We start from the raw sequence: 24,071 nt of genomic DNA, 5'->3' as shown, positions 1-24,071 counted from the left end.
ATGAATAGCTATATAAACTCTTTTTTAAGATATACACTCACTACTTGTTTTCTTTTCTTATTAGCCCCAAATGCAAATGCCCAAATACAGTACATTGTTAGAGCAAAAAGCGGATTAATTGTTCGAGAAAAACCTTCAGTAATAAGCGAACGTATTGGAAAATTTGAATTTAATGACACTATTACCATTAAAAAAAGAATACTTAAAAGATTAGACACTATTCAAGATCATGAATTTAAGATTTCTGGAAACTGGATAACTGTACAAACTAAAGAAAATGATAAAGGTTATGTTTTTGATGGCTTTTTAAAACAAGTAGCTAAAGGAGGTAGAAAGAAGAAGGATCAACAGCTCTTAGGAAATGTAAAATCTGTTTTAGACCATACTACTAGATATCACTATTATAAATCTAAGGATAGTTTATATCAAGGGAAAGAAAATTTCGGAAAAAAGTATGTTTTTAACACGCAAGGATATTGTACTGAAGTGTACAATACCTATAACAGTAAAGATACTTTAGTTTTAGATTATAAATACGAGTATAATACTAAAAACCAATTAGTAAAGCACACCAACTTCCACGGAAAAAAAGTATATAGCATAGAAAGTTATCTTTATGATAAAAAAGGGCAAAAAACAGAAAAAAGTAAAATTTCTGAAGGAAAACCAAATTACAAATGGATGTATTCTTACGATAAACATGGAAATCAGATTGAGGAAGAAAATTATTATTATGATAAAATGAGGAGTAAACGTTGGGTATCTACTTATGACAAAAACAATAAAAAGTTAAAAACAGACTTTTACAATGACCACCAAGAACACGAAATAACATTCAATTATACCTATAATAAAGATCAACTTATAAAAAGATCTAAAACTATAATTAGCTCAAATACTACGTTACCTATTGAAGAATTTATTGTTGAAGAGTTTGCTGATTATAATCAAAACAAACACTTAGAATATAATGATAGAGGATTATTAAAAAGAACAAAAATAAAGCGATATACTAAAAATGGCATACTAATTAGATTCGAAGTGAGTGAGAAGAAAGGAAGAGAAGACAGCATCGATTCTTTTTTTAGTGGTCCTATCCACAATGACAATAGAACTATAGTAACCTATGATGCTACAACTGGTGAACCTATAAAATCTCAATTTTTAATTACTGAAAATACTAAAGAACGTATAACTAGCTACAATACATTTAAGCATAATTTTAAAGAATATATCAGGTTAAATGCAGACAATACAATTGATGATCGAACCACTTACTTTTATGACTATAAAGGAAATCTAATCAAACAGGTAAAATACACCAATAATGGAAAGAAAATATATGACATTACTACATACGAATATATCTTTGACAAACGTGGAAATTGGATCGAGAAAAAAGAATTTGATGATGGTATTTTAGAAGAAATAACGACTCGAGAATTCACCTACCATTAATTAATTTGAAATGAATAAGATATTTACAATTATAGTTTTGACACTTTTAAGTTGTAATGCGCAGCATAAAAACCAAGAAATCATAGAAATTTCAGATCAAACTACTAGAAAGGTGGAAAGAACTAAACTTACTAAAGAGTTATGGTCCAAATACGGATTTTTTAATATTGAAACCTTTAATCCTGAATTTGAATATTATATATCAGATAAAACTGATGATTTAAAAGTTATTGAGCGTGTATACGAACATGAAAACTATATTTGGTTATGTTTTATAAATCAGCATCATTTTTATAAGGATCATGCTGAAGTTGCTTATGATAATGCTGAAGGCTTTTTAACTGTTCGTTCTGAAATTACAGATGATACTATAATCATTAAAACGTGGAATGATTTTTCTGAAATAAAAAGCACTATAGATACTGTCCGCATAGTCAAAAAAACATTTAGAAATAAAACAAAAGAAAATAAGGTTGTGGGTACCTGGATAAATAAGACCTCAAACCTTAGCTTTACACTAACATTAAAAGACAAAAAACTTTATTACACATTTACTTCTCCTAAACGAAGCTTTACAAACACAGCCTATATCACGCATAATAATCTAATTGTTTTTAATGGATTTGAATGGAGTGAATATGCTGGTGGCACCATTGATGATGAAGGAACTGAAAAACATGAAGCCCCTCCTCTACCCAAAGAAATTGGTTGTGCTATTGATTTTGAGAATAATAAATTTATAATTCAGAATTACGGGAATGCCATGAATTATTTTGTCATTATAGAAGAAGCCGAGGAAAAATATGTGCAGTTTGTAAAACAATTATAAAGATGTTTCTCTGATGTTACAAACCGTAAAAAAATCAGAGCGATTGTACATTAAATTTCTATTTGTATTGGTTTTGATCTTGTAAAACTTCTGATAATTGATGAATTTCTACAACTCCAGTAATCTCACCATTTTCTAGAATAAAAATATCTTCACATAGCATTTCATGTTCTTCATTTTCTTGCAAAACCATAGCTGTATGCATATTTAAAAAGTGCTTATGATCTTCTTTATTTAATTCTCTATCTGAAATAAAAATAATATCTCTTCTAGGAATAGAAACCATGAGTTCTTTTGCATTTAAAATTTTGTGTGCTTCTAACATATGTTTTTGACTCAAGATTAACTCAGAAGTAAAAAATGTAATTGGAGCTGAAAGTACTCTGTAGGGTAAGTTCATATCTACAGGATTCCAATCTAGAAATGAAATATCTAATTTCTCTATATTTTTTTCAGCATGCGCTAAAAATGTTAGAAATGCTTCTTGTTCTAGTGGTTTTACCTGAAATACCTCATCTTCCCCTTCTTTATCTAGATTCTGGTAATCAAAAGAAACTAATGCCAATAAAATGCGATTAAAACTATTTTCTCTACTGTGAAAAACTGAAGTAATTTGATCTTCTAAATCTACTACTTGAGTTCTTTCGGTGACTAGAGTAGGAAATATATTTCCTTCATTGATAAAATCGGTTGAAATCTCTTCTCTTTTCATCTGAGAAGTCTGTTTTCTCGGCTGAATATTCACTGGATCTTTAGGTCCTAAACCTAAAATTTTTCTTATAAAATTCATTATATATTCTCGATTACAAATCTAGCGCTAAAATAGAACTACCTGTAAGTAACATCAATAAGCAACTTATATTTGTAATGAGTTAGGTTATATTTGATATCCTAATTAATGTGAGTTCGATGTAATTTTACCTTGAACTCCTTATAAATAAGAAAGTCTTTGCGAATGAATCCTGAACGTTTCCTGAGGTTCTCGAAGGAAAGAGAAGGGGAAATGAAGCAATCTTTGTCTTTAAAATGAGATTTTCATTATTAAATTAATAGATTACTTCTTCACTTCACTACGTTTCGCTCATCACAATCACGCAATTTATTGATATACAATTAAAAAAACATATTCTTATATCAAACTCACTTTAATTAATAACCATCATATTGCCTAAAAAAGTTACACCTACTTTCTATTCTTTCATAAAAATTTGTATTCCTGTACTTTGTTTTTAAGGCTTCAAATCCTGAATTTTCAAACTCACCGAATGCACTTCCATCGTATCCTGAATATCTTCCTTTATACCCATTATTATAATACGCATTCAATTCACATTTTGCAATCATATAAGCACATCGAGCGTTTAATTCGTTATCCCTAGATAACGCTATAGTTTCTTCGTAATAGTATTTTGCTTTATTAGCTAACCCATTATACGTATTTCCGTATCCATAACTAGGAAAACTATATGTAGACTTTTTATTAATAATATCGTCTAGTTTTAAAGGAGCACCTCCAAAATCATAATTATAATAAGTACTTCGTCCTGGATATACAATGGTTCTGTAATACCCCGTATTAGAAACATTAAAAAAGTAGTTTCCTAATAAGTAGTATGCTAGTTTGCGCTTCCATTCTTTTATACTTTCATCTTCAGTCATACGCTCTAATTCTTGTAGATTAGACAATAAATCGTAGGTATTCATTTTAGTATTTAGAAAACTATACGCACTTGCTTTAAATACTTCATCTTCCATGACAAAAAGTGGATCACAATCAAAACATTCAACAACATTATTACTAAAAACTGCGGGAGGTATGTTTTTTTCTTCTGATGGACTAAAGTAAGATATTGCTTTATTAATATCTCCACTTCTAAAATACATCAATCCCTTAGCTTTGCGTATTGTTGCAATTACATTACTATTTTGTAATCCGTTTTTAGCTGAATGCTTTAACATGAGCTTTTCAAACACATTCTTATTCTTTTTCTCTGCAAATGCTAATAAGCCATCTGCCAATTCATGTGAAGATATATCGTTGATATAAGATAAATTATTATGCAACAAAAAAGACTTAACAACCTGATGCTCTTTTAAATACAAATGACTTAATTGCTCAACAATAACACTTTTAAAATTACATTTTATTCTTTTATGATCGTTTCCACTATTACAAATACCTAGCATAGAAGTTCCATCTTTTTCTATAGTGAAAATTTCACCTAGCCACTCTTCCCTTTCAGACGTAACTTTATCCCAAGAAAAAACTTCTAAAACATGTGATAAACGTTCTTTTTGATCTTTAAATTTTTGAGTAGTTATTGATTTTAATTTTTCAGTTGCTTGCTCAAAATTTTCATACAAAAAAGAAATATAAACATCCACTAACTTCCAAAAATCGATATTGGAAGGATTACTTTTTATTTTTGTATCTACAAAAAGATCTAACTCATTCAATTCTTCTGATGTACTTTCTTCTTTATTGAAAATAGGCTTTTTGAAATTAATATCTAAAATAGAACGTTCTAAATTATTTATAATTCGCATAACTAGTAATTCTTGCTTATCTTCTGATACACCTAGATAAGAAATATCATTTAAATCTTGCATGGTATCTGAGAACTTTCGAATTGCTGTAATAAAAATCTGATTGGCTTTGTCTTCATCAGTTTTAAACAACAATTTCCCTTCAGCATTTTTATAGGTACAGAATTTATAACTTGTAAACGCAGACTGTTTTTTGTCTATACTTTTATCAAATACTTTTAAAAATAAATATGCCGCTTTTTCGTAATCTTTTAGTTTGTAATAACAACCTGCTATTTGATCTAAAATGTAATAATAGATTTCATTTTTAGTAGCAATTGAACTTACTTCATTGTTAAAAAAATCAAGCGCTTCATTAAACCAATGACTATATCTGTACAAACGAATTAATTGATATGCATATCTTAATTTTATAGTTTTCTCTTTTTCTTTTTGATATAATACTCTTGCTTCGGTAATTAATTTTGGAGCTTTATTTTGTCTCTTTTTTACTAACGCTTTATAATCCCAACCCCAATAATAGTATGGTTCGTCACTCAACGTAACTTGTTCGCATTTTTTTGCAAATTCTAGGTACCTTTTTGCACTAACTACTTTTGCATTTGAACTTTTTAATTTGGATAACTCTTCTTGTTTACCAAAAACTATTTTTACTAGATTTTCTTTTGTGTAACGTTGATCAAAATAAGCATACCATTCTTGAATATTTTGTAAATATTCTTTGGGCATGCTTTCATAGAAAACATCTTCATTTGTTCGTAAAAAAGGATAAAATGCTTTTTGAGAGATATTCTCTTGATTAAACAAATTGTAAAAAAAGGCATCTTGATCATAGTAACCTCCACAAAAGTAAGCAGGTGCTTTAGCAAAAAGGGTATTTGAAAATAAGCTTAAAAATACTAGAAGAAGTATGGTTCGTTTCATCGTAATGCTTTTATAAGTTTTTTAAATTCTTGTTGTTCAATTTCATCAGTGTCTAGATGATATAAAATTGTATTTCTGATATTCAACTTACTATTGTTCACTATAGCATAGCTTGCAAGAATCTCATCTACACTTGTTTTTTCTAATTTTAAGGTAAAACCTTTGTATAAATAATGACCTTTATATAACTTCTTTTTTATAACCCTATACACATTCTCACTTTCCTTTTTAAAATGTAAAGAATCCTTTATAAAATCATCTTCAAAAACAGTAGTAATCAATCGTAATCTATTTTCATTATTTTTTATAACTACTTGTGAAAATAAAGGTAATGCGATATCTAATTCTAATGGATATTTAGTTGTTTCTTTGATATATTGTTTGACTATATCTTTACTTAAAATAGAGTTTTTGGCAAAATTTGCTAAATCGCCAACATTGTATAACATTAAAGCTCCATAATCTACAGGAGGAATACCAGTTTGTTTTTTTAGTTTTATTTGGTGTAGGCGTATAGTGGCGCTTATTTTTACTTTTCTTTTTAGTAATTTCAAAAACTCAAAGTACTTTTCTTTTGTGGAATTGGTCCAATCACAATCAATTTGAATTTCTGATGCTTTTTTATTGAAGTAAGTTTCATGAATTTGTTGAACCAATTTTTCTGTTTGCTCTGCCAACTTTTCTATTGAAACTTCTTGTTTTTTTAATATAGAATTTTTGATGAACACTATAGGAACTACGTCTAAAGTTTTAAAAAAAGGATCTATATTTTGAATTACAGCTTCAGGATAAGGCATCCCATTAGTCAATACAACATCAAAATAGTGAATGTATGCTTTTTTTCCTTTCGTAAATCGAACTGCCTCTTTTTCTACCAAAGATAATGATGCATCCGATTTCCAATGATAAAATTGGATTTCTGAAGTTTTGTTTTTAGATCTACATGAAAAAACAAGTAATAATAACAAAATCCATAGTACGTTTTTCATAACAGGCTTAAAAGAAAAATTTAGCACAAAAATAACTGTTTATCTTGAATGATCTCTGCATGAACCTCCCATATCTTGTATAAACTGTTGATAGGTGTAGTCTTTATCCTCTGACTCTTCTCTCTGTTTGATATAATCTTTCCAACAATAAAAAGGTCTGCCAGAAAACACAAAATCATCATCTGAGTTTAGTATACTTTTTGGCGCTACTAAAAGGCGTAATTCTCTTATATTTTCTTCTCCCCAGTTTATATATTTTAAGAGATAAAAGATCTTGCTCTCTTTATTCTCCCATACAACACCTTCAACATCATCATAACCTTCAACATCACCATATACTGAATTATTAAAATACCTGTATTGTGGCTTACCCATTCTCTTTTCCAATTCTTTGAGTACTACCCTTGGTTTGTCTTTTTTAGTATAATACACCAACTGATAATTTTTAATTTTATTTATGATGGTATCATATTCAAACCAAACATGATTTTGCCTTGTAGAATCTTGAACTTGATCTTTCAATACCACCCCATTCATTCTTACGATATCTTCTGAAGAAGTAACTTTATATAACTTACCATCCATTTTATAGCTCTTATATTTTACTCCTTGAATAACGTCATTAACGTTAGTAGTATTTAAATCTACATCCATTAAATCAAAACTAGGTTTGCAAGAACACAGTATCATACAAACAATTAGAGGACTTATAATATGTTTTATTTTCATTTTTACTTTTAGTTAATTCGACTTTAATGCCTTTTTCCTTTCATTCTCTAAATTCTCTTGATATTCTGGAAATTATTCAGTAAAATATCACTTTATAAAACGTGTATATATGTTTATTATTCTTTAACAAACATTACTCTGTATCTCCTGAAAAGGAAACTTTATAGATTTCAAGTTCAGCATCGATATGAATAACTAAGCCCAACCTTTTATATTTTTTTGTAAAAGATTTGTCTTTACCATCGTCTTTTTTAACGTCAGTAAGTAATTTAACGTTTAGGGAATTCAAATTTTTATTTAAAATATAGTTTTTCACATTAATAAAATTGGTCTGTATAAGTTGATTTGGTGTGTTTCTCTTTTTCTTTAGATGTACTGAAAATCGTTTAATCGTTGTATCTTCAAGTTCTATAGTTAATGGGATATTTTTGTATTGTAGTATTCGATATTGTCGATTATTTTCTTTTTGCATTTCAGTATACTGCGTTCCAAAAATTTTCTCAATATCTTTTAATTTCTGATTTGTCCGTAATGACTTACCATTATATCTAAACTTCTCATCAATAAACTCAAATTGATGCCTTTCTTCTTTAAATTTCTTTAGTTCTTGGGTTTGTATCTGCTTTTCTTCTTTTTCTATTTCAGAAAAATAAATAGTGTTGAATGCTACAATGAATTTTTCTAATGGACTAGTTTTCGTTGTATCAACCCCTATGTTATGTTTTAGTGTATTAATCCTATCAAAAAGGGTTTTAGATTTTGGTTCTATATTAAAAAATGCTTTACCGAAACTCACCTTTTTTTTGTCTAGATTTAATTCGTTTTCACCTTGCTTTTTAAACAACTCAACTAAAGGGTTTTCGTTAGAAAAAATAGATTTATAATTAAAATTCCCATATTCAAAAACTCCTTTATGTAATTCTCTTAACTCATTGTTTACTAAACTTTTTAATTCACTTAAAAAATCAACAGTATTTGAAGTAATACTATATCTATCTCTTTCTAATTTTTTAGCATTAATTAATTTTTTGTCTAGATTTTCAATTATTTGATTCGTTATATCATCTACTATATATAGAGATTGATTTGTTCTTTTTACTATTAATTTAGGGTTTAAAATACTTTCAACTCTAGTTATATACTCCCTTTTTTCTTGTGCTGTAATGAATGTGTGATACAGTATAAATACAATTAAAATACTTTTATTCATTTTCATGTTTCATTTCATTCTACTTTTACTATAACCTTTCTGTTGTAACAAGTTTTCCATTGTCATATACTTCCTTTTTATAAGGCTTAAGATCATTATTTCTGTATATCCAATCTCCAACTTTCTTACCTTCATCATAATTTCCGTTAATTTCTAACAAACCATACTTGCTTAACTTTTCGTATTTACCATGTCTTACCAACGAATCTCCCAACTGCATATATTCTTGTTTTAATTGAGGCAATCCATAGACTCCATTATACTCTGTAAATTCCATTGCATTGGTTTCCTTATTATACAACCAAGTTTGATACAAATCGAAATTATCATAAAAAATATACTTATCAGAAGTCAACTTAGTCTCGTTAATAAATTCTACCACAAATTGAAATGAAATATCTTTATAAAAACTTTTGTAATCATATCGCTTTATTCTTTCATCTTCATAACGTTGAATTCCAAAAGGTTTTCCATCTTTCATTTGCGAATATTCTCTTAGGTAACCCCAATAACTTTTACCCTTAATAATATTATAATCTTTATATTTTTTGTCTTTAAAATCGACATCTACTTTATAAAGTAATCCTTTTTTTTCTTGGATTGTAAACGTTAACGTTCCCTGTCGTTTTTTACCATTTTCATCATAAAACTGACTTCCTTCTAACGTTGGCTTATAATCTCGGTAGTTAATTTCACTTTCCAATTGCCCATTCGGATAATAAAAAGATACTTTACCATTTTTATATCGATAGTGCTCTCTATGCTCCATGAGTGTACCCTCTAAATAATAAAGACTCAAACTCCCAGTTTGTTTTCCGTTTTTATAGTGTTCTTTTTTACGTAAAATTCCGTTAGGATAATAATAAATCCATTCTCCTTCTTTTTTCTCGTTAAGAATATTCCCTTCTTCTACAAGTGTTTTTGCGTTCTTTTTATCTAAAATATACTTACGTGCTTTTCCATTCAAAATACTGTTTTTAAATGTGAGTTCTTGGATTACTTGTAACGAATCATATTTTGAATTTACTACCTCCCAAACTCCTTCTAATTTCCCATTTTTAATTTCTCCGTAGGCATTTCTCATAAAGTTAAAGTGCATATCGGTAAAATAATTACAATCACCACATAATGTACTTGGATCTAAATCATTGGTAGGTAAACTATACTTTCCGTCTTTTACTATTTTAGATTTATATAGGACATTTTTTTCCTTATCATATCTAATATCTCTAGCGATATAATCTACCTTATTAAATGTTCTTCTATTATGTTTTGTTAGTGTAGCATCTGATAAATAATCGTTAACTATATAACTATCTTTATCTAAGAAAATCCAATCTGAAACAGGTCCATCAGGACTGAACTCTACAAAACCTATGTTAGAAACGAGTTGTGTATTATGAAAACTTATTCTATGCGAATGTGAACTTTCATAATCTACCATGTATGATGAATCTTTAGATATATTATTTTTAATTTTAGAATTATCAAAATAAATTTGTACCCTTTCACTAGTATTAATAATAGGCTTACTAATTTTATTTTCTTCAACTAAAGCTCTATTTATATACATATACGTGGAATTTTTGTTATTAATAAAGCCATTAGAAAATGTATTATTTTTTATAATTACATTATCTAACACTAAAGAATTATCTACATCTTTGTTGTATCCTGTACCCAAAAAGAAAGTAAAATCATTATTGTAAACTAAACTATTTTTTATTTCAACTCTACTGTTATTATTGTCTTCTTCATTAAAAGAAGTTATACTATTCTTATTTTTAAAAAAGTAAACATGATTAAGACTTACTGTTGAATTCTTACTATATAAAATACCATCTGTAGCATTTTGAATACTTGTGTTTTGTAATACTATGTCTTTACTATTTTTTGCGTTAATAGCTAATGAATTGTACGCATTTATAATACCATTACTAAAATGAATCGCTTCTGAATTTTGTATTTCAAGTATTGAAAGATAATCTCCTTCATCGTATTGTAATTCTTTATGAATATTTTTCCCCTCAAAGTAAATATTATCAAAATAAACATGCTTACAATTGGTTATTTGAAACTGATTATCTTGATCTACAATTCTTTTAATTTTCACTGGATTATTATACCCTTTAATGATAAGGTTCTCGTAACCATGAAACACAAACTCTTTAATATCGTACTCCTTATGTTTTATGTAATAGCCCTGTAATCCTCTTAATTCTTCAGGATTATTATTCAGTTTTTTGTAATACGTATTGTAATCTATAAACGGGATTTCTTTAGTATTCTTTAAATGTTCACTGATATTTAATTCTTTAGCATCTATATAAATTACCCGATTAGAACCTAAAGCTTTTAAAAACTCTTTTTCATTTTTAATGACCAAGGTATCTCTACTATTTTCATTTTCAACAATTTCTTTATTGAAATAAAATTTTTCGTTTAATATAAATCCATGCACATCATTAGTATTGATTTCAATCCATTCTTTTGGATTATCATCTAAACTATACTCATAAAAATGAGTAAGTTTAGCTTCTGTTACTATAGCATAAGGTTTTAAATTACCTATAATTTCACTCGCCAGATTAGGTTTGCTGTATATTGATACTTCTTTTTTCCCATAGTAATAATTTTGAAAATCTATGATTTTTCCATCTTGCTTAGGTGGATCAATTACAATATCATTTACCTCTTCTCGAGAAATTATTATTTCTTTATGTTCTATACTTTTATCTTTTTTCTCTTCCTTCTCATCACAACTGAAAAACAATGCAAAAAAAGGTATATATAAAATAAGCTTTACTCTTTTAATGGATAAAAAAACTAGTAAAAAGTATGAAAGCAATACAACAATTAACATATCAGTATTCTATTAATTTATTTCAAAACTACACCTCTACCTCCATAAAGATGTACTCCTAAGGCATTAAATTCTTCTTGAACTATTTCTTTTTTAATATTATGTCGTTTTGTAATTTCAAGGAGACCTTTTTTAATTTCAGCATTTTTAATCATTGCTATAATAGCTATTACAATAACTACTCCTACTAAAATCCCTACTATAGAAAGTTCTATTGTTTTAATACTTTCATACGTACTATAATCATAACTTTTCCCTGCAATAAATACATTGTGTATTAAAACCATCACTCCACAAAGCAAAAACGGTATTTTCACATAAGCTTCCATTGATGTAGATTCACTGTAAAGCTTTAAAAGGCTCTGAATTTTCTCGTTAGGTACTTTTTCAACAATTTCAAATTTATTTTCTTCTGATGTACTGTTTTCCATGTTATTTATTTTTAAATATTTTTTATTATTCCAAAAGTAAAAACATAGTAAACCCTTTAAAATATTGAATCTATAAGCGCTAGAGTTTAGTTTATTTATGAGAATAGTTTTTACACTTAGTTACATTTTCATCAAAATATATAACAACACCAAAAATCCATACACTTAAATGTCTCATGGATTTTTGGTGATATTGTATGAAATACGATTTTTATTTCTAGACTAATTTTAGTCACAATTTATTTACTAAATAGTCTTCCATATTTAGAAGTTTTACTCTCTGTAAATTTCCTCGTTTCTTTCACTCCTATTTCCTTAAGATAGTTTGCTACATCTATATTATTTGAAGCTTCTGCATAATACAATACATTAGAATCAAATCGATCTTTAAAATTGACATTGGCCTTTTTAGATATCAAAAACTTAACGGTTTCTAAACTGTTTTCTTTTGTTTTGTCTTTACTATTCGCAAAAAAATCTAAAGCTGATTGTGTTAATCCAATTCCTAATGGAGCTCCTTTTTTATTTATACTATTAAAATTTTCATATAACTGTGCTGCATGCATTAGAACAGACATACTTTTGTCTTTAGATAATTGATTGATATTAGCTCCTTTCTTGATTAAAAATTGCAACATAGGAACATTACCTCTCACTGCCGCGTAATGAATAGCACCATATTTATATTTTGAATGTAAATGATGTATACTAGCTCCTTTATTCAAAAGCTTTTGTACTACAATAGTGTCTTCGGCAAATACTAATGCATCTCCTAGTACTTTTTTCGACACCCAATTCTCTTTTAATAATGTATCTAAAAAAGCTGTATTTATACTTTTTCTAGACACATTTACAAATAATTCTTTTTTATCTTCAGTAGACATTTTCGCATAATACAATTGTTTGAAATAGTTGTCCTTAGATTTAATAGCTAAATCTACTACGGTCTTATCATTTACATCTTTTATCGTGTCTGAAGCATACTCAAACAAAGTACGCGCAATTTCTGTATGTCCTTTTTCAATAGCCAAATGCATTGGTGTAGACTTCATTATTGAAGTAGTTTGAATATTCGCGTCTGCATTCTTCTTCAGTAACTTTTTAACTAACTCTAGCTGGTTATTATAAATTGCATAATGTAATGCTGAATAACCATTATAATCTTCAATAACATTTACTTCTGCATTCTTAGCTAATAATTTATCTATCAATTCAGTGTTGGGATTTGAATCTTGTATTAATGCTAAAAGTGCAGTGTATCCTAAAGAATCTTTATCATTTAATAAAAATTCTTCTTCAATTAATTGGTTTGAAATTGCATTTGCATTGGATTGAATTGCAAAGTGCAATGCTGTTCCTTGTAGGTCAAATTGTAATGTATCTACATTAATCTTTTCACGTAGTGATTGAAACTTTTTCAGATTATCACTTTGTATGGCTAATACAACATCTTTTTTAGTAGGTTTAGCGCAAGAAACTATTAAAATTATTGAAAGTAATACTATTTTTTTTACCATATTAAATAAATTAAAAGGATGTAAAAACATGATTCTACATCCTTTTGTTAAAGATTAGTAATCAGATTTTAGTAACGTGCTGTCCATTTTATAATGAAAATCAAAACCAGTCCCCCCATTTTTAGGCTTGATTATAATATAGTACTCCATAGTACTAAAATCTCCATTATTAGGCGCGTTTATAAAAATACTTTCCACGATTACGTCATCTATCTTTTTCTCCTCAATTATTTTCTGCTTAGATTGTTCAACTAATTTTCCTAGTACATCAAATTTTACAATACTTTCATCCAATTGAAACATGAAATCTTCTGCCTTAGCACCTTCACTTAGTTCTAATGTAATTTCTGAACTTTGTGTCCATTTACCATCTAAGTATGCCCAATCTTCCATTTGTAATGAAGAAGGATCTTTAGTTTGTGTTACACTTAATAAATCACCTGATGATGTTCTTGAGTTAGACAACGATATGCTTGTATAAAAAGCTTCTTCTCCGAACTTATTTGTTAAAACTTTTTTTAATTTTTCCAATGAACTTGCATTTTCCGTGAAACTTTTCTTCTTTCCACAAGAAATAAAAGCAACTAGAGCTAGTGTGTAAATAATATTTTTCATTTGATGTTGATACTATGTTTTATACACATCAAAACTAATACGCTTATATTCCAAAAAAATCATCTAAGTAATTTTCGTAAGTAATAAAAGTATATTTGATAAAATTGAGGGCTTCTAAGAAGATTAATGTATAAAAACAGAAGTTTTACTTTGAATTGATATCATTGATTGATAAGCACCAAAATAAATAACAATACTACAGCTACATATAATGCAACTGGGAATACAACAAAACGATATTTTTTAACTGCTTTTAACATAGTATTACCATTTACTATATAACAATTGAATCCACAAAAACCCTACGGATTGAACTTAAAAAACATTTTGTTTATCTTTAATTAAAAAAAATTAAACATTTTGTATCTTTGTTGATATAATTATAAGGTTATGTTTGGACTATTCAAGAAAAAATCAAAGCTAGAAAAGCTGCAAAAACAATACAAAAAATTATTACAAGAAGCGCATCAACTATCTACAATTAATAGAAAACTTAGTGATGAAAAAGTTTTTGAAGCTGAAGAAATTATGAAACAAATAGAAGCGCTACTTAAATAATTAAAATATGTCAAAAGAAAAAAAACCTGATGCTGTAGTTTATAATACTAAAACAGAAACCTACGATGCCGCTTTGAAACCTTACGCAACTTCTGTAGGTGCACCTGTTATTACCCCTACCGATACTACAGCTTGGAAAAACAGAAGTATAAATAAGGTAAATCATAAAATTAAAACAAAGTATTTAGAGCTAAAAGCTGCTTATGAAGCAATGATGGATGAATTTGAATACAACAACCTTATTTTAAATGCTGACTTTTCTTTTGAACCAATCATAGGTGAAACCTACCACTTATATTTACACAAAAAAGGTAATCATTTCTTATCCTTAATTGCGCCTGAACAATGTAACTTTAATTTTGTTGGGAGTTATATGTTAAATGCAGACCAAATTTGGGAAAAAGTATAGTGCTATGACTAAACAGAAAAACACAAAAATCCATATCATTGGTGCTGGAATTAGTGGTTTAATCACTGCATTAGTTTTAGAAGAAAACGGATATTCTCCTACTATAATTGAAGCTTCTAATACTGTAGGTGGGAGAGTGAAAACCGATATAATAAATGGTTATCAATTAGATCATGGTTTTCAAGTTTTATTAACTTCTTATCCTGCAGCACAAAAATATTTAGATTATACTACTCTTGAATTACAAAAATTTCTACCTGGTGCGGTAATTTATAAGGATGGTAAAGCAAGTAAATTAGGAGATCCTTTAAGAGATATCTCTTTTCTTATCTCAACTATTTTTTCTGACAAAGTAACTATATCAGATAAATTAAAAATTAATGAACTTAATTCATCGCTTAAAAACAAATCGTTAGAAGCCATTTTTTCCGAGAAGGAACAATCAACTTTAGCCTATTTAAAAGCCTATGGTTTTTCAAAAAAAGCAATTGATAATTTTTTTATTCCGTTTTTCACTGGTATTTTCTTAGAAACTGAATTAGCGACATCTAGTAGAATGTTTGAGTTTGTGTATAAAATGTTTGGAGAAGGATATGCAGCGCTTCCTAAAAACGGCATTGGAGAAATTCCTAAACAGTTAACAAATAAATTAACCACTACTAAGTTCCGTTTTAACTCAGCAGTAAAAAGTATACATGACACTACAATACAATTAGAAAATGGAGAAATAATTGATAGTAATTTCATTATCATAGCTACTGACCCTAGTCAAATTATAAACTTCTCTTCAACAAAGAAAAATAAGTGGAAAAACTGTCAAACTTTGTATTTTGAAACTACTAGACGACAAATTCAACAACCTTTAATTGGTTTAGTTGCAAATGAATCTTCTTTAATCAACAATATTTTCTATACAACCGCATTAGAAACTCAAAATATATCAAAAAAGGAAGTACTATCAGTAACAGTAGTAAAGAAACATAACTTACATGAAAAATTATTGGTAAAAGAAGTGATTAAAGAACTAGAAGAATTATGCCAAATAAAAGATGTAAAATTTCTGAAATTATATGACATTCAAAAAGCTTTACCTGAGAAAGAAAGTCTCACCTATATTCCTACAGAAAAGGAAATAAAAATCAATGATCATACAATTTTAGCTGGAGATTATTTAAGTAATGGATCATTAAATGCAGCTATGTTATCAGGTGAATTCGCTGCTAAAACTGCTATAAAATATATAGACAGCAAGTAAAATTAGTTTGTATTTATTGGCTTATACTCATAAGCTTTTAATTTTTCAAGCGTAGTGTATTGCAATGCTTTTTTATCTGTAGCTTCTAAAATAACGTGAGGAGCTTTACCGTACTGTTCTGCTTCTAACCATCTAGAAATACACAAACACCATTTAGAACCTGATTTTAATCCAGGGAAATTCCAATGTGGAATTGGAGTTGTTAAATCATTACCTCTTTTTTTAGTGAATTCTAAAAATTCATCGGTCACTACTGCACAAACTATATGAGTCCCATAATCTGAACTCGCAGTACGGCATAAACCATCTCTAAAATACCCCGTTGCGGGACTGTTGCAACAACTTTGTAAAGGAGTGCCTAAAACATTAAGCTCCATATAGTACTAGTATGCGTTTTTAAGGCTTTCTATTTTATTCAAAATACGTTGTGCTTCATTGAATTTTATACGACTTTCATTTCCGTCAAAATCTTGTAATTGATTTCTTTCTGACATTAGTTTTTCGTACTCACTCAATAATTGATCTTCTAATGATTTTTTCTTAAATAGATTGAGGTTAAACATGATCGGTTCTTAAATAGTTCTGTAGTTCTTGAATTTTAGCAGGATTATTAAAGGCTCCACCGTAATAGGTTGTTACTGTTGCTGATGTATCGTCTTTAATTCCTCTAGATGACACGCAAAGGTGCTTAGCATCTATAATTACTGCTACATCTTCGGTAACTAATGTAGTTCGAAGTTCATTGGCTATTTGATTTGTTAATCGCTCTTGAACTTGGGGTCTTTTCGCATAATATTGTACTATTCTATTCAATTTTGATAAGCCGATTACTTTACCTGAAGAAATATAGGCTACATGCGCTTTTCCTATGATAGGTACAAAGTGATGTTCACAGTTTGAATAGAACGTAATATTCTTTTCTACCAACATTTGATTGTATTGGTACTTATTATCAAATAAGGCTACTTTCGGTTTATTAGCTGGATTTAATCCTGAGAAAATTTCATCGATATACATTTTAGCTACTCGATTTGGTGTACCACGTAAGCTATCATCAGTAAGGTCTAATCCCATTACATTCATGATCTCTTTGAATAATACCGCTATTTTCTCTTTTTTCTCCTGATCAGATAATTCAAATGCATCAGGACGCATAGGAGTTTCTAAACCAGTATAGATATGATCGTCACCTATTTCTTCTTCAGTAAAACCGTTTAACTTTCTCTTCTTGATAGTTTCTTTTATTAATATATCTGGATTTTTCATGAATTGCTAATTGTTTAAAATTTGGGGTTCATTTTGTAAAAATAAATTGAATCAAATTTTGTTTAACACATAACAAATATAATTAAACAAAATTAATTTTCCTATTAATTCAATCTTCGATTTATAAATAATCAAAAAAAGTACCAAACTCGTATTTAGTTATTTATCTGTTTAAAGTGGTAGTTTCAGCTCATATAACTTTCCTCCTTTTCCCCTAGCTTTTTCATCTGTGATATAGAGTGTTGAGTTATCTTTAAAGTCTAAAGCTTCTTTTTGAGATGAAAAGCCTAAATCGATTTCTGTCAATTTGCCTTTGAAAAAATCTTCTCCTGTAAAATCTGTGAATAGTAATACTGAATTTGAAGTTAATAAAGCTACTTTTTTATCATCTTGAGAAATTGATGCTGCAGTTATCCAACAATGAGATGATGAACAATTTTCGAACGAAGAAATGAATTGTGCTTCATATGTTCCTGCTACAGCTGGAATTTTATATAAACTTGTTTTTCCATATGCTTTTTTAACTCTACTCTTTGTTAGGATATACAAGAAACCATTATGATAAAAAAGGCTCTCAGCATCGAAAAAACGCGCTTTCTTTTTGGGTGGGAACTTGGTTTGCTCTGGATATTTAAATTTTATTTTTTCAACTTCTACTGATTTAGAACTGGATATTTCTTTCTTATCAATTTTTAAAACCACTAAATCTTTTCTTGTATTATTATTATTTCCGAAATCACCTATATAAATAGTTCCTTCTTCATCAGAAGTAATATCCTCCCAATCTTTGTTTTTAGCATTAATGATTACCTCTTTTTTTATTTTTCCTTCAGAATTCACCAAATATAGTTTGCTTTTATTACCTCCATCATTATGCATCCATAACAAATCACTTTTTGCTGTTACTTCAACTCCAGAAACTTCTTTTAACTGTTTAGGTAAATCTACTACTGTATTAAACTGACTATAATTTGTACAACCTAAACACAGTGAAATTATACACAAGAAAAAATTTTTATTCATATAAATAAAGATAAACAAAAAAAGCTCCTGAGGTCAGGAGCTTCTATAATTTGTAAAACTAGTTTTATACCGTTAATGTATTTTTTACTACAACGCTAAAATTCGTATCTGTAATGGTATCAACGTAAGTCCAATCAGTTTTTACTGCTCCAGCGGTAACAGTCAACTTCATAAATCCTCTATCAACTAAGTTTGCAAAGTTTAAATCATCAATTAATAATTGTAATGCTCCAGCTAATTGTTCAGCACCTTGAGCTCCAACAAAAGATTCAAATCCGGGTGAAGATACCGAACTTGTAGCTACTTCAGTTCCTACTTTCTCACCACTAGCTGTTTTAAGATCACTTTGCCATGCATTGTGTGTATCTCCTGCTAATACTACCACTTTTTTATCTTTAAATGTAGCTAGTACTTCTTCTCTTTCTGCGAAATATCCATCCCAAGCATCTAAATTATAAGGTACAACTGTCTTAACCCTAGCTATTTCTTCTGGTGTTAAAGTAGGGTCATTTTGTAATAATCTTCCTTTTATTTGTGTTAATTCTCCTAAAGCTACTGCAAATTCTGGTCTACCAAAAAGTGCTAATAATTCTGCAGGAATTAACATTTTACCCATTAATATTTGTTGTCCAATGATTTGCCAAGCAGAAGAACTACTCGTCATTTCATTTTTAAACCACGTTTTTTGATTACTTCCTAATAAGGTTCTATTAGGATCTAACCAAGCCTGCTGAAAAGCAGCTGCATCTATAGCTCCAGTAGCACTGGTAAAATCAGCATAAGCCAACTGTTTATCTCTACCTACAATTCTAGTATCTAACATAATTAGGTCTATTAAATTTCCTAATTGTAATTTTCTATAGATAATAGCATCGTTTTGTAAATTGGTAGTATTTGGTAAATACTCTCTATATACTTGCAATGCACTAGCTTTTCTAACTCCGTAATCTCCTTCGTCTTTTTGGTGATTTTCTGCTCCATCAATATATGCATCATTTGTTACTTCATGATCATCCCATACACAAATAAATGGTTTCTTTCTATGTAGTTCTTGTAATGGTTTTTCTGATCTATATTGACGGTAACGCTTTCTATAATCATCTGTAGTTATAATTTCACCTTTAGGTTCTGGATCTCTAAATGTACCATATATATTTTCTCCGTACTCATAGATATAATCTCCTAAATGTACAACAACATCAGCATCTGATTGATTCATTGCATCATATACATTAAAATATCCTGCTGCATAATTAGAGCATGACGCCACTGCTAATTTAATTTCGGAAAGATCTGTTCCAAAGGTTAAGGTTTCTCCAACAGGAGAAGTAGCTTTATCTTCTACATTTACAAACCTGTAATACAATTTTAAATTCTGAGCTAAGTCTTTTACCTCTATTGCAACAGTATAATCACGAGTTGCATCTGTTTCTACTTGCCCTTGACGTACTATATTTTTGAAATTTGCATCTTTTGCTAATTGCCAAATTAATTTTGTAGAAACTTCTTGAGTTGAGTAACGTGTCCAAATAATTACTTGTGAATTAGTAGGATCAAAACTTGCTACACCTAGATCAAAGTTTTTTTCTGTAGTATTATCAGGAATATCAAAGATATCATCATCATCTTTACAACTGATAAAGTTTGGTGCTAATACAATCCCACTAGCTACCAATAGGGAATTTCGCAGAAAGTTTCTACGTTTTAAGTTAGATGCCATTATTTTGTTAGTTTTAAATTATGGCATAATTAAAATGTATAGTTTTCTTAAACGTTATCTAAAGATTATAGTAAAACTCGATTGTTGACTTCCTTTTCTAATAACATAAAATTTTATTTACACTTAGTTAAAGCTAGCTTATCATAACGTACAAGATTTAGAGATTCCTAACGATGTAGCTATAAATTTACAGTAAGCTAAACTCCTTATTCTACAGTACTTTTAAAACCACAAAAACTACTGTCTTACTATTGTTATACGTAAATTTATTGTTAACTACTTTTTCAGGTATTGAATAGCTTTCAATTTTGAAAGCTTAAGAAAAAATGCACTCTACTAACTCATAAATTACCAACTACCTCCAGCTCCACCTCCACTAAAACCACCGCCGCCGAAGCCACCTCCAAAGCCGCCTCCACCAAAGCCACCTGAAGATCCTCCTCCAAAACCACCGCCACTGCTATAGCCACCACTAGATCTGTAGCCACCTCTACCGGCATTGCTTAAAATGATAGTTTCAAAAATATCTCTCGAATCGGTATTTCTATAATTTCTTCCACCTCCTCTTCCTCCTCGATTCGAACGAGAAATGATGATGATTAGAATGAAAATAAAAATGATAAAAATAAAGAGTCCAAAGCCTGATCCATCATTTTTGGAAGCTTGACGTGTTCCTTTGTATTCTCCTTTAAGAATTTGAAAAATAGCATCAGTACCTTTGTCTAGTCCGGCATAGTAATCTCCTTTTTTAAATTCTGGGATAATTATGTTCCGAGTTAGTTGTCCTGTAATACCAGCTGTTAATTTATGTTCTACTCCATAACCCGGAGAAATCCATATTTTTCGGTCATCTTTAGCTAATAGAATAAAAACTCCATTATCTTCTTTTGCCTGACCAATACCCCATTTATGGGCCCATCTTGGAGTTAAAATCCCAATACTTTCTCCTTGAGTACTATTGATTATGGCAACTACAATTTGAGTAGAAGTAGTATCTGAATATCGTATTAATTTATTTTCTAATGTTGTTTTTTGATATTTGGAAAGTAATCCTCTATTTCCATTTTTCTGATAATAATCATAAACACTAGTTTGGTCTTTTTCTTTCGTAGGCTTTTGAGGAATTTCAAACTGAGAGTATCCCAACTGAATTCCTACAGAAAAATAAAGTAATGCGAATAAAACCTTTTTCATTTATTTATTTTTTGATTTCTAAATGTTAAAAATTGAATACATTCAGGAATTCATTTAGCCTTTAGATAGTTCATTAGGCAATTCATCTACATCATCACTATCCCAAGGAAAGTGTGCTTGTAATTCGTCACCTGCTTTTAATACCCCTTGCACTATACCTTCTTTAAAGTTGCCTTCTTTAAAATGTTGCTGTATGGTATCTCTCGTGCTTTCCCAGAAATTTTCAGGTACAACTTCATTAATACCTTTATCACCGTAAATCACAAACTGATGGTCATCTACAGCAATGTAGATCAACACTGCATTTTGAGCTTTGGTATTAGACATTTCAAGCTGTTGAAATACTTCTAATGCACGATCGAAATGAGGAACTGTAGTAGTTCTCTCAATATGAACACGAATTTCACCAGAAGTATTTCGCTCTGCTTGTATTATAGCCTGAACAATTGCTTGTTCTTCATCAAGTGTTAGAAAATTTTCTACGCTAGACATTTACTTTTTATTTCCAAAATCAAAGTTTACATCAGGAGCTTTTTCAGCACCAGGCTCAGCATCAAAATAAGGTTTCCCTTCAAAGCCAAACCACCCCGCAAAAAAATTATTTGGAAACTTCTTTACATGATTATTATAGGGCTTTATAGCTTCATTAAATCTTGTTCTAGCCGTTAGTATTTGATTTTCTGTACTTGCCAACTCATCCTGTAATTTTAAAAAGTTTTGATTGGTTTTTAAATCTGGATAACGTTCTACAGTAACTAATAAGCTTTTTAAGGCGCCACTCAATCCTCCTTGAACTTGATTAAATTGTGCTAATTGCTCTGGTGTAACCTTAGAAGGATCTATATTGATTGAAGTAGCCTTAGCTCTTGCGTTAATTACTGCTTCTAAAGTACTTTTTTCAAAGTCAGCTGCTCCTTGTACTGTTTTTACTAAGTTACCTATTAAATCGTTTCTTCTTTGGTATGCCGTTTGTACATTTCCCCATGATTCAGAAACATTTTCATTTAATTGTACTGCTGTATTATAGAATCCTTTTCCTGAGCTAAATGCATATAATACTACAGCTCCAACTACTAATAGTGGTACTAACCATTTCTTCATAATTTTGATTTTTTGTTATTCTATTTGATTTTTGATTTTTATTAATTCAGCCTTAACTGCTTCCAATCTACTAATTATTTCCTGATTTTGAACTATTTTAGTTGGGTTTTGCTTTAGTTTTTGCTTTGCTCCCTCTAAAGTAAAACCTCTCTCTTTCACTAAGTTATAAATCAGTTTAAAATTTTCAATGTCTTCAGGTGTGAACAATCGATTTCCTTTAGCATTTTTTTTAGGTTTAATAATATCAAACTCACCTTCCCAAAAACGGATCAGAGATGTATTAACATCAAATGCTTTGGCCACTTCTCCAATTTTATAGTATCGTTTTTCAGGTAGATCGATGTGCATATTACTGTAATCCTATTTTTCCTTCTTTACCAAATTTAATCTTATTTTCTGGGAAGTCTTGTAAAGTCAGTTTTTTTATTTCTTTATATGCTTTTTCTTCAGAATCTATAAAAGGATATCTTGTTTTTGTTTGAATAGCAGAATGAATTTTCCCCTCTATAAAATCACCATTCTTAGCTAATTTTAATTCAAAAATTGGTGAATATGCTTTAGAACCACTCATACTAAAACGTTTGTAAGTCGCAAAATTCCCCATACTATAGGCTATAAATTTACCTTTATATACTTCTATGGCTCTTGGTACATGAGGTCCATGACCTAAAACTATTCCTGCTCCTGCATCTATCATTTTATGTGCAAAAGCATAAACATTACCTCTGTTTTCACCATAAAAATATTCCGTTTTTCTAGGTACATTTTTATGTTTAGTTCCTTCAGCTCCTCCATGAAAAGAAACGATGACTATATCTACTTTTTTAGCTAAGTTCTTCACCATTTGTGTTCCCTTAGTTACAAAATTTAACTTTAAACAGTCTTTATTTGGCGCAAAAGCTATTAGTCCGTATTTCACTCCATCTCTTTCAAAAGTAGTGGTTGGTTTAGACAATACTCCAGCACTAGCAATACCTAAATTATCAAGTGTTTTTAATGTATTTTTTATCCCAATTCCTCCAAAATCTCCAATATGATTATTGGCAATACTTACTACATCAAATCCAGCTTTTTCAAAATGCTTTCCAAAAGATTCAGGGCTTTTAAATGAATAACATTTTGAGGGATCTTTACATCTTTTTGCATTTTTTCCTGTGTCAGTTAATGTTCCTTCTAAATTTCCAAATAAAACATCTGCTGTATTAAAAACACTTTGTACATCTTTAAATGGATAGGTGCCTTTAGGTGGTAAATACGATGCATTAGGAAATGTAGTTCCTAACATCATGTCTCCAACCGCCATAAAAGTTATTTCTTTATCCACTACTTTAGTACTGTCAAGTTCTTGAGCTGTAGCCTGGATAAAACCTATAGTAATTAATACTAAAGAAAGTGTTCTTTTTATCATCATAGTGTTCTTAATTTGGGGTATT

General features: G+C 29.2%; 24 protein-coding genes. 5 read left to right on the top strand and 19 right to left on the bottom strand.

All coding sequences use genetic code 11. The features are described 5' to 3' along the window. Window positions 1-1,458 (top strand): SH3 domain-containing protein, encoded by a 1,458-nt coding sequence (locus tag BVC87_RS10975; protein ID WP_075342426.1) that lies wholly within the window; start codon window positions 1-3, stop codon window positions 1,456-1,458. A 10-nt stretch (window positions 1,459-1,468) separates the two neighbouring features. Further along, window positions 1,469-2,287, top strand: a complete 819-nt coding sequence (locus BVC87_RS10970; protein WP_075342425.1) for a hypothetical protein — start codon at window positions 1,469-1,471, stop codon at window positions 2,285-2,287. Between the two features lie 58 nt (window positions 2,288-2,345). On the opposite strand, the gene BVC87_RS10965 is transcribed toward BVC87_RS10970, so the two are convergent. The 9 genes from BVC87_RS10965 to BVC87_RS10925 all read right to left on the bottom strand — a co-directional run bounded on the left by BVC87_RS10965 (window position 2,346) and on the right by BVC87_RS10925 (window position 14,112). Next, window positions 2,346-3,077 (bottom strand): hypothetical protein, encoded by a 732-nt coding sequence (locus BVC87_RS10965; protein WP_075342424.1) that lies wholly within the window; start codon window positions 3,075-3,077, stop codon window positions 2,346-2,348. Between the two features lie 359 nt (window positions 3,078-3,436). Continuing rightward, window positions 3,437-5,758, bottom strand: a complete 2,322-nt coding sequence (locus tag BVC87_RS10960; protein WP_075342423.1) for a hypothetical protein — start codon at window positions 5,756-5,758, stop codon at window positions 3,437-3,439. Further along, complete coding sequence (locus tag BVC87_RS10955; protein ID WP_075342422.1) at window positions 5,755-6,747, bottom strand: hypothetical protein; 993 nt, start codon at window positions 6,745-6,747, stop codon at window positions 5,755-5,757. Before BVC87_RS10955 ends, BVC87_RS10960 begins: the two co-directional genes overlap by 4 nt. 39 nt (window positions 6,748-6,786) lie before the next feature. Beyond that, window positions 6,787-7,476 (bottom strand): hypothetical protein, encoded by a 690-nt coding sequence (locus tag BVC87_RS10950; protein WP_143569764.1) that lies wholly within the window; start codon window positions 7,474-7,476, stop codon window positions 6,787-6,789. Window positions 7,477-7,609: 133 nt separating this feature from the next. After that, window positions 7,610-8,686: a hypothetical protein gene (locus BVC87_RS10945; RefSeq protein WP_143569763.1), complete on the bottom strand. Its 1,077-nt coding sequence runs from the start codon at window positions 8,684-8,686 to the stop codon at window positions 7,610-7,612. Between the two features lie 28 nt (window positions 8,687-8,714). Then, window positions 8,715-11,549, bottom strand: coding sequence for a toxin-antitoxin system YwqK family antitoxin (locus tag BVC87_RS10940; RefSeq protein ID WP_075342419.1), 2,835 nt, complete (start codon window positions 11,547-11,549; stop codon window positions 8,715-8,717). 17 nt (window positions 11,550-11,566) lie between these two features. Beyond that, window positions 11,567-11,980, bottom strand: coding sequence for a hypothetical protein (locus tag BVC87_RS10935; RefSeq protein ID WP_075342418.1), 414 nt, complete (start codon window positions 11,978-11,980; stop codon window positions 11,567-11,569). Between the two features lie 239 nt (window positions 11,981-12,219). Beyond that, entirely contained in the window at window positions 12,220-13,497 is a 1,278-nt protein-coding gene (locus BVC87_RS10930; RefSeq protein ID WP_075342417.1) for an ankyrin repeat domain-containing protein, read from the bottom strand. Between the two features lie 54 nt (window positions 13,498-13,551). Continuing rightward, window positions 13,552-14,112 (bottom strand): hypothetical protein, encoded by a 561-nt coding sequence (locus BVC87_RS10925; protein ID WP_075342416.1) that lies wholly within the window; start codon window positions 14,110-14,112, stop codon window positions 13,552-13,554. A 390-nt stretch (window positions 14,113-14,502) separates the two neighbouring features. Between BVC87_RS10925 and BVC87_RS23225 the strand changes: the two genes are divergently transcribed. From BVC87_RS23225 to BVC87_RS10915, 3 genes are read left to right on the top strand one after another with little or no spacing between them, the layout of a single operon-like run. Beyond that, complete coding sequence (locus BVC87_RS23225; protein ID WP_143569762.1) at window positions 14,503-14,670, top strand: Lacal_2735 family protein; 168 nt, start codon at window positions 14,503-14,505, stop codon at window positions 14,668-14,670. A 7-nt stretch (window positions 14,671-14,677) separates the two neighbouring features. Further along, window positions 14,678-15,079 carry a DUF2452 domain-containing protein gene (locus tag BVC87_RS10920; RefSeq protein WP_075342415.1) on the top strand — a complete coding sequence of 134 codons (402 nt, stop codon included), beginning with the start codon at window positions 14,678-14,680 and terminating at the stop codon, window positions 15,077-15,079. Between the two features lie 4 nt (window positions 15,080-15,083). Beyond that, window positions 15,084-16,334, top strand: coding sequence for an FAD-dependent oxidoreductase (locus BVC87_RS10915; RefSeq protein ID WP_075342517.1), 1,251 nt, complete (start codon window positions 15,084-15,086; stop codon window positions 16,332-16,334). Window positions 16,335-16,336: 2 nt separating this feature from the next. On the opposite strand, the gene BVC87_RS10910 is transcribed toward BVC87_RS10915, so the two are convergent. The 10 genes from BVC87_RS10910 to BVC87_RS10865 all read right to left on the bottom strand — a co-directional run bounded on the left by BVC87_RS10910 (window position 16,337) and on the right by BVC87_RS10865 (window position 24,049). Beyond that, window positions 16,337-16,711, bottom strand: coding sequence for a DUF2237 family protein (locus BVC87_RS10910; protein ID WP_075342414.1), 375 nt, complete (start codon window positions 16,709-16,711; stop codon window positions 16,337-16,339). A 6-nt stretch (window positions 16,712-16,717) separates the two neighbouring features. Beyond that, entirely contained in the window at window positions 16,718-16,897 is a 180-nt protein-coding gene (locus tag BVC87_RS10905; protein WP_075342413.1) for a Lacal_2735 family protein, read from the bottom strand. Then, on the bottom strand, window positions 16,890-17,600 hold the full coding sequence (folE, locus tag BVC87_RS10900; RefSeq protein WP_075342412.1) for a GTP cyclohydrolase I FolE: 711 nt from the start codon (window positions 17,598-17,600) through the stop codon (window positions 16,890-16,892). Before folE ends, BVC87_RS10905 begins: the two co-directional genes overlap by 8 nt. Window positions 17,601-17,771: 171 nt before the next feature. Next, window positions 17,772-18,623 carry a hypothetical protein gene (locus BVC87_RS10895; protein WP_075342411.1) on the bottom strand — a complete coding sequence of 284 codons (852 nt, stop codon included), beginning with the start codon at window positions 18,621-18,623 and terminating at the stop codon, window positions 17,772-17,774. A gap of 64 nt (window positions 18,624-18,687) precedes the next feature. Next, window positions 18,688-20,343, bottom strand: a complete 1,656-nt coding sequence (locus BVC87_RS10890; protein ID WP_075342410.1) for an alkaline phosphatase D family protein — start codon at window positions 20,341-20,343, stop codon at window positions 18,688-18,690. Between the two features lie 348 nt (window positions 20,344-20,691). Then, window positions 20,692-21,537 (bottom strand): TPM domain-containing protein, encoded by an 846-nt coding sequence (locus BVC87_RS10885; RefSeq protein ID WP_075342409.1) that lies wholly within the window; start codon window positions 21,535-21,537, stop codon window positions 20,692-20,694. 54 nt (window positions 21,538-21,591) lie between these two features. Then, window positions 21,592-22,029: a TPM domain-containing protein gene (locus BVC87_RS10880; protein WP_075342408.1), complete on the bottom strand. Its 438-nt coding sequence runs from the start codon at window positions 22,027-22,029 to the stop codon at window positions 21,592-21,594. Further along, window positions 22,030-22,638 carry a LemA family protein gene (locus BVC87_RS10875; RefSeq protein ID WP_075342407.1) on the bottom strand — a complete coding sequence of 203 codons (609 nt, stop codon included), beginning with the start codon at window positions 22,636-22,638 and terminating at the stop codon, window positions 22,030-22,032. Between the two features lie 15 nt (window positions 22,639-22,653). Beyond that, entirely contained in the window at window positions 22,654-22,986 is a 333-nt protein-coding gene (locus BVC87_RS10870; RefSeq protein WP_075342406.1) for a MerR family transcriptional regulator, read from the bottom strand. A 1-nt stretch (window position 22,987) separates the two neighbouring features. After that, window positions 22,988-24,049, bottom strand: a complete 1,062-nt coding sequence (locus tag BVC87_RS10865; RefSeq protein ID WP_075342405.1) for a CapA family protein — start codon at window positions 24,047-24,049, stop codon at window positions 22,988-22,990. Window positions 24,050-24,071: the final 22 nt, after the last annotated feature.

Source organism: Tenacibaculum agarivorans, from assembly GCF_001936575.1.
GTDB classification, from domain to species: Bacteria; Bacteroidota; Bacteroidia; order Flavobacteriales; family Flavobacteriaceae; genus Polaribacter; species Polaribacter agarivorans.
The sequence above is the reverse complement of the archived record's forward strand: the minus strand, read 5'-3'. Positions and strand labels throughout refer to the sequence as shown.

What these genes read in the sequence shown, in the direction of transcription:
- BVC87_RS10870 (WP_075342406.1), bottom strand. Translation starts at nt 22,986, where the DNA reads ATGCACATCGATCTACCTGAAAAACGATACTATAAAATTGGAGAAGTG.
- BVC87_RS10955 (WP_075342422.1), bottom strand. Translation starts at nt 6,747, where the DNA reads ATGAAAAACGTACTATGGATTTTGTTATTATTACTTGTTTTTTCATGT.
- BVC87_RS10930 (WP_075342417.1), bottom strand. Translation starts at nt 13,497, where the DNA reads ATGGTAAAAAAAATAGTATTACTTTCAATAATTTTAATAGTTTCTTGC.
- BVC87_RS10945 (WP_143569763.1), bottom strand. Translation starts at nt 8,686, where the DNA reads ATGAATAAAAGTATTTTAATTGTATTTATACTGTATCACACATTCATT.
- BVC87_RS10960 (WP_075342423.1), bottom strand. Translation starts at nt 5,758, where the DNA reads ATGAAACGAACCATACTTCTTCTAGTATTTTTAAGCTTATTTTCAAAT.
- BVC87_RS10925 (WP_075342416.1), bottom strand. Translation starts at nt 14,112, where the DNA reads ATGAAAAATATTATTTACACACTAGCTCTAGTTGCTTTTATTTCTTGT.
- BVC87_RS10970 (WP_075342425.1), top strand. Translation starts at nt 1,469, where the DNA reads ATGAATAAGATATTTACAATTATAGTTTTGACACTTTTAAGTTGTAAT.
- BVC87_RS10905 (WP_075342413.1), bottom strand. Translation starts at nt 16,897, where the DNA reads ATGTTTAACCTCAATCTATTTAAGAAAAAATCATTAGAAGATCAATTA.
- BVC87_RS10880 (WP_075342408.1), bottom strand. Translation starts at nt 22,029, where the DNA reads ATGTCTAGCGTAGAAAATTTTCTAACACTTGATGAAGAACAAGCAATT.
- BVC87_RS10875 (WP_075342407.1), bottom strand. Translation starts at nt 22,638, where the DNA reads ATGAAGAAATGGTTAGTACCACTATTAGTAGTTGGAGCTGTAGTATTA.
- BVC87_RS10865 (WP_075342405.1), bottom strand. Translation starts at nt 24,049, where the DNA reads ATGATGATAAAAAGAACACTTTCTTTAGTATTAATTACTATAGGTTTT.
- BVC87_RS10965 (WP_075342424.1), bottom strand. Translation starts at nt 3,077, where the DNA reads ATGAATTTTATAAGAAAAATTTTAGGTTTAGGACCTAAAGATCCAGTG.
- BVC87_RS10950 (WP_143569764.1), bottom strand. Translation starts at nt 7,476, where the DNA reads ATGAAAATAAAACATATTATAAGTCCTCTAATTGTTTGTATGATACTG.
- BVC87_RS10920 (WP_075342415.1), top strand. Translation starts at nt 14,678, where the DNA reads ATGTCAAAAGAAAAAAAACCTGATGCTGTAGTTTATAATACTAAAACA.
- BVC87_RS10885 (WP_075342409.1), bottom strand. Translation starts at nt 21,537, where the DNA reads ATGAAAAAGGTTTTATTCGCATTACTTTATTTTTCTGTAGGAATTCAG.
- folE (WP_075342412.1), bottom strand. Translation starts at nt 17,600, where the DNA reads ATGAAAAATCCAGATATATTAATAAAAGAAACTATCAAGAAGAGAAAG.
- BVC87_RS10915 (WP_075342517.1), top strand. Translation starts at nt 15,084, where the DNA reads ATGACTAAACAGAAAAACACAAAAATCCATATCATTGGTGCTGGAATT.
- BVC87_RS10940 (WP_075342419.1), bottom strand. Translation starts at nt 11,549, where the DNA reads ATGTTAATTGTTGTATTGCTTTCATACTTTTTACTAGTTTTTTTATCC.
- BVC87_RS10895 (WP_075342411.1), bottom strand. Translation starts at nt 18,623, where the DNA reads ATGAATAAAAATTTTTTCTTGTGTATAATTTCACTGTGTTTAGGTTGT.
- BVC87_RS10935 (WP_075342418.1), bottom strand. Translation starts at nt 11,980, where the DNA reads ATGGAAAACAGTACATCAGAAGAAAATAAATTTGAAATTGTTGAAAAA.
- BVC87_RS10975 (WP_075342426.1), top strand. Translation starts at nt 1, where the DNA reads ATGAATAGCTATATAAACTCTTTTTTAAGATATACACTCACTACTTGT.
- BVC87_RS10910 (WP_075342414.1), bottom strand. Translation starts at nt 16,711, where the DNA reads ATGGAGCTTAATGTTTTAGGCACTCCTTTACAAAGTTGTTGCAACAGT.
- BVC87_RS23225 (WP_143569762.1), top strand. Translation starts at nt 14,503, where the DNA reads ATGTTTGGACTATTCAAGAAAAAATCAAAGCTAGAAAAGCTGCAAAAA.
- BVC87_RS10890 (WP_075342410.1), bottom strand. Translation starts at nt 20,343, where the DNA reads ATGGCATCTAACTTAAAACGTAGAAACTTTCTGCGAAATTCCCTATTG.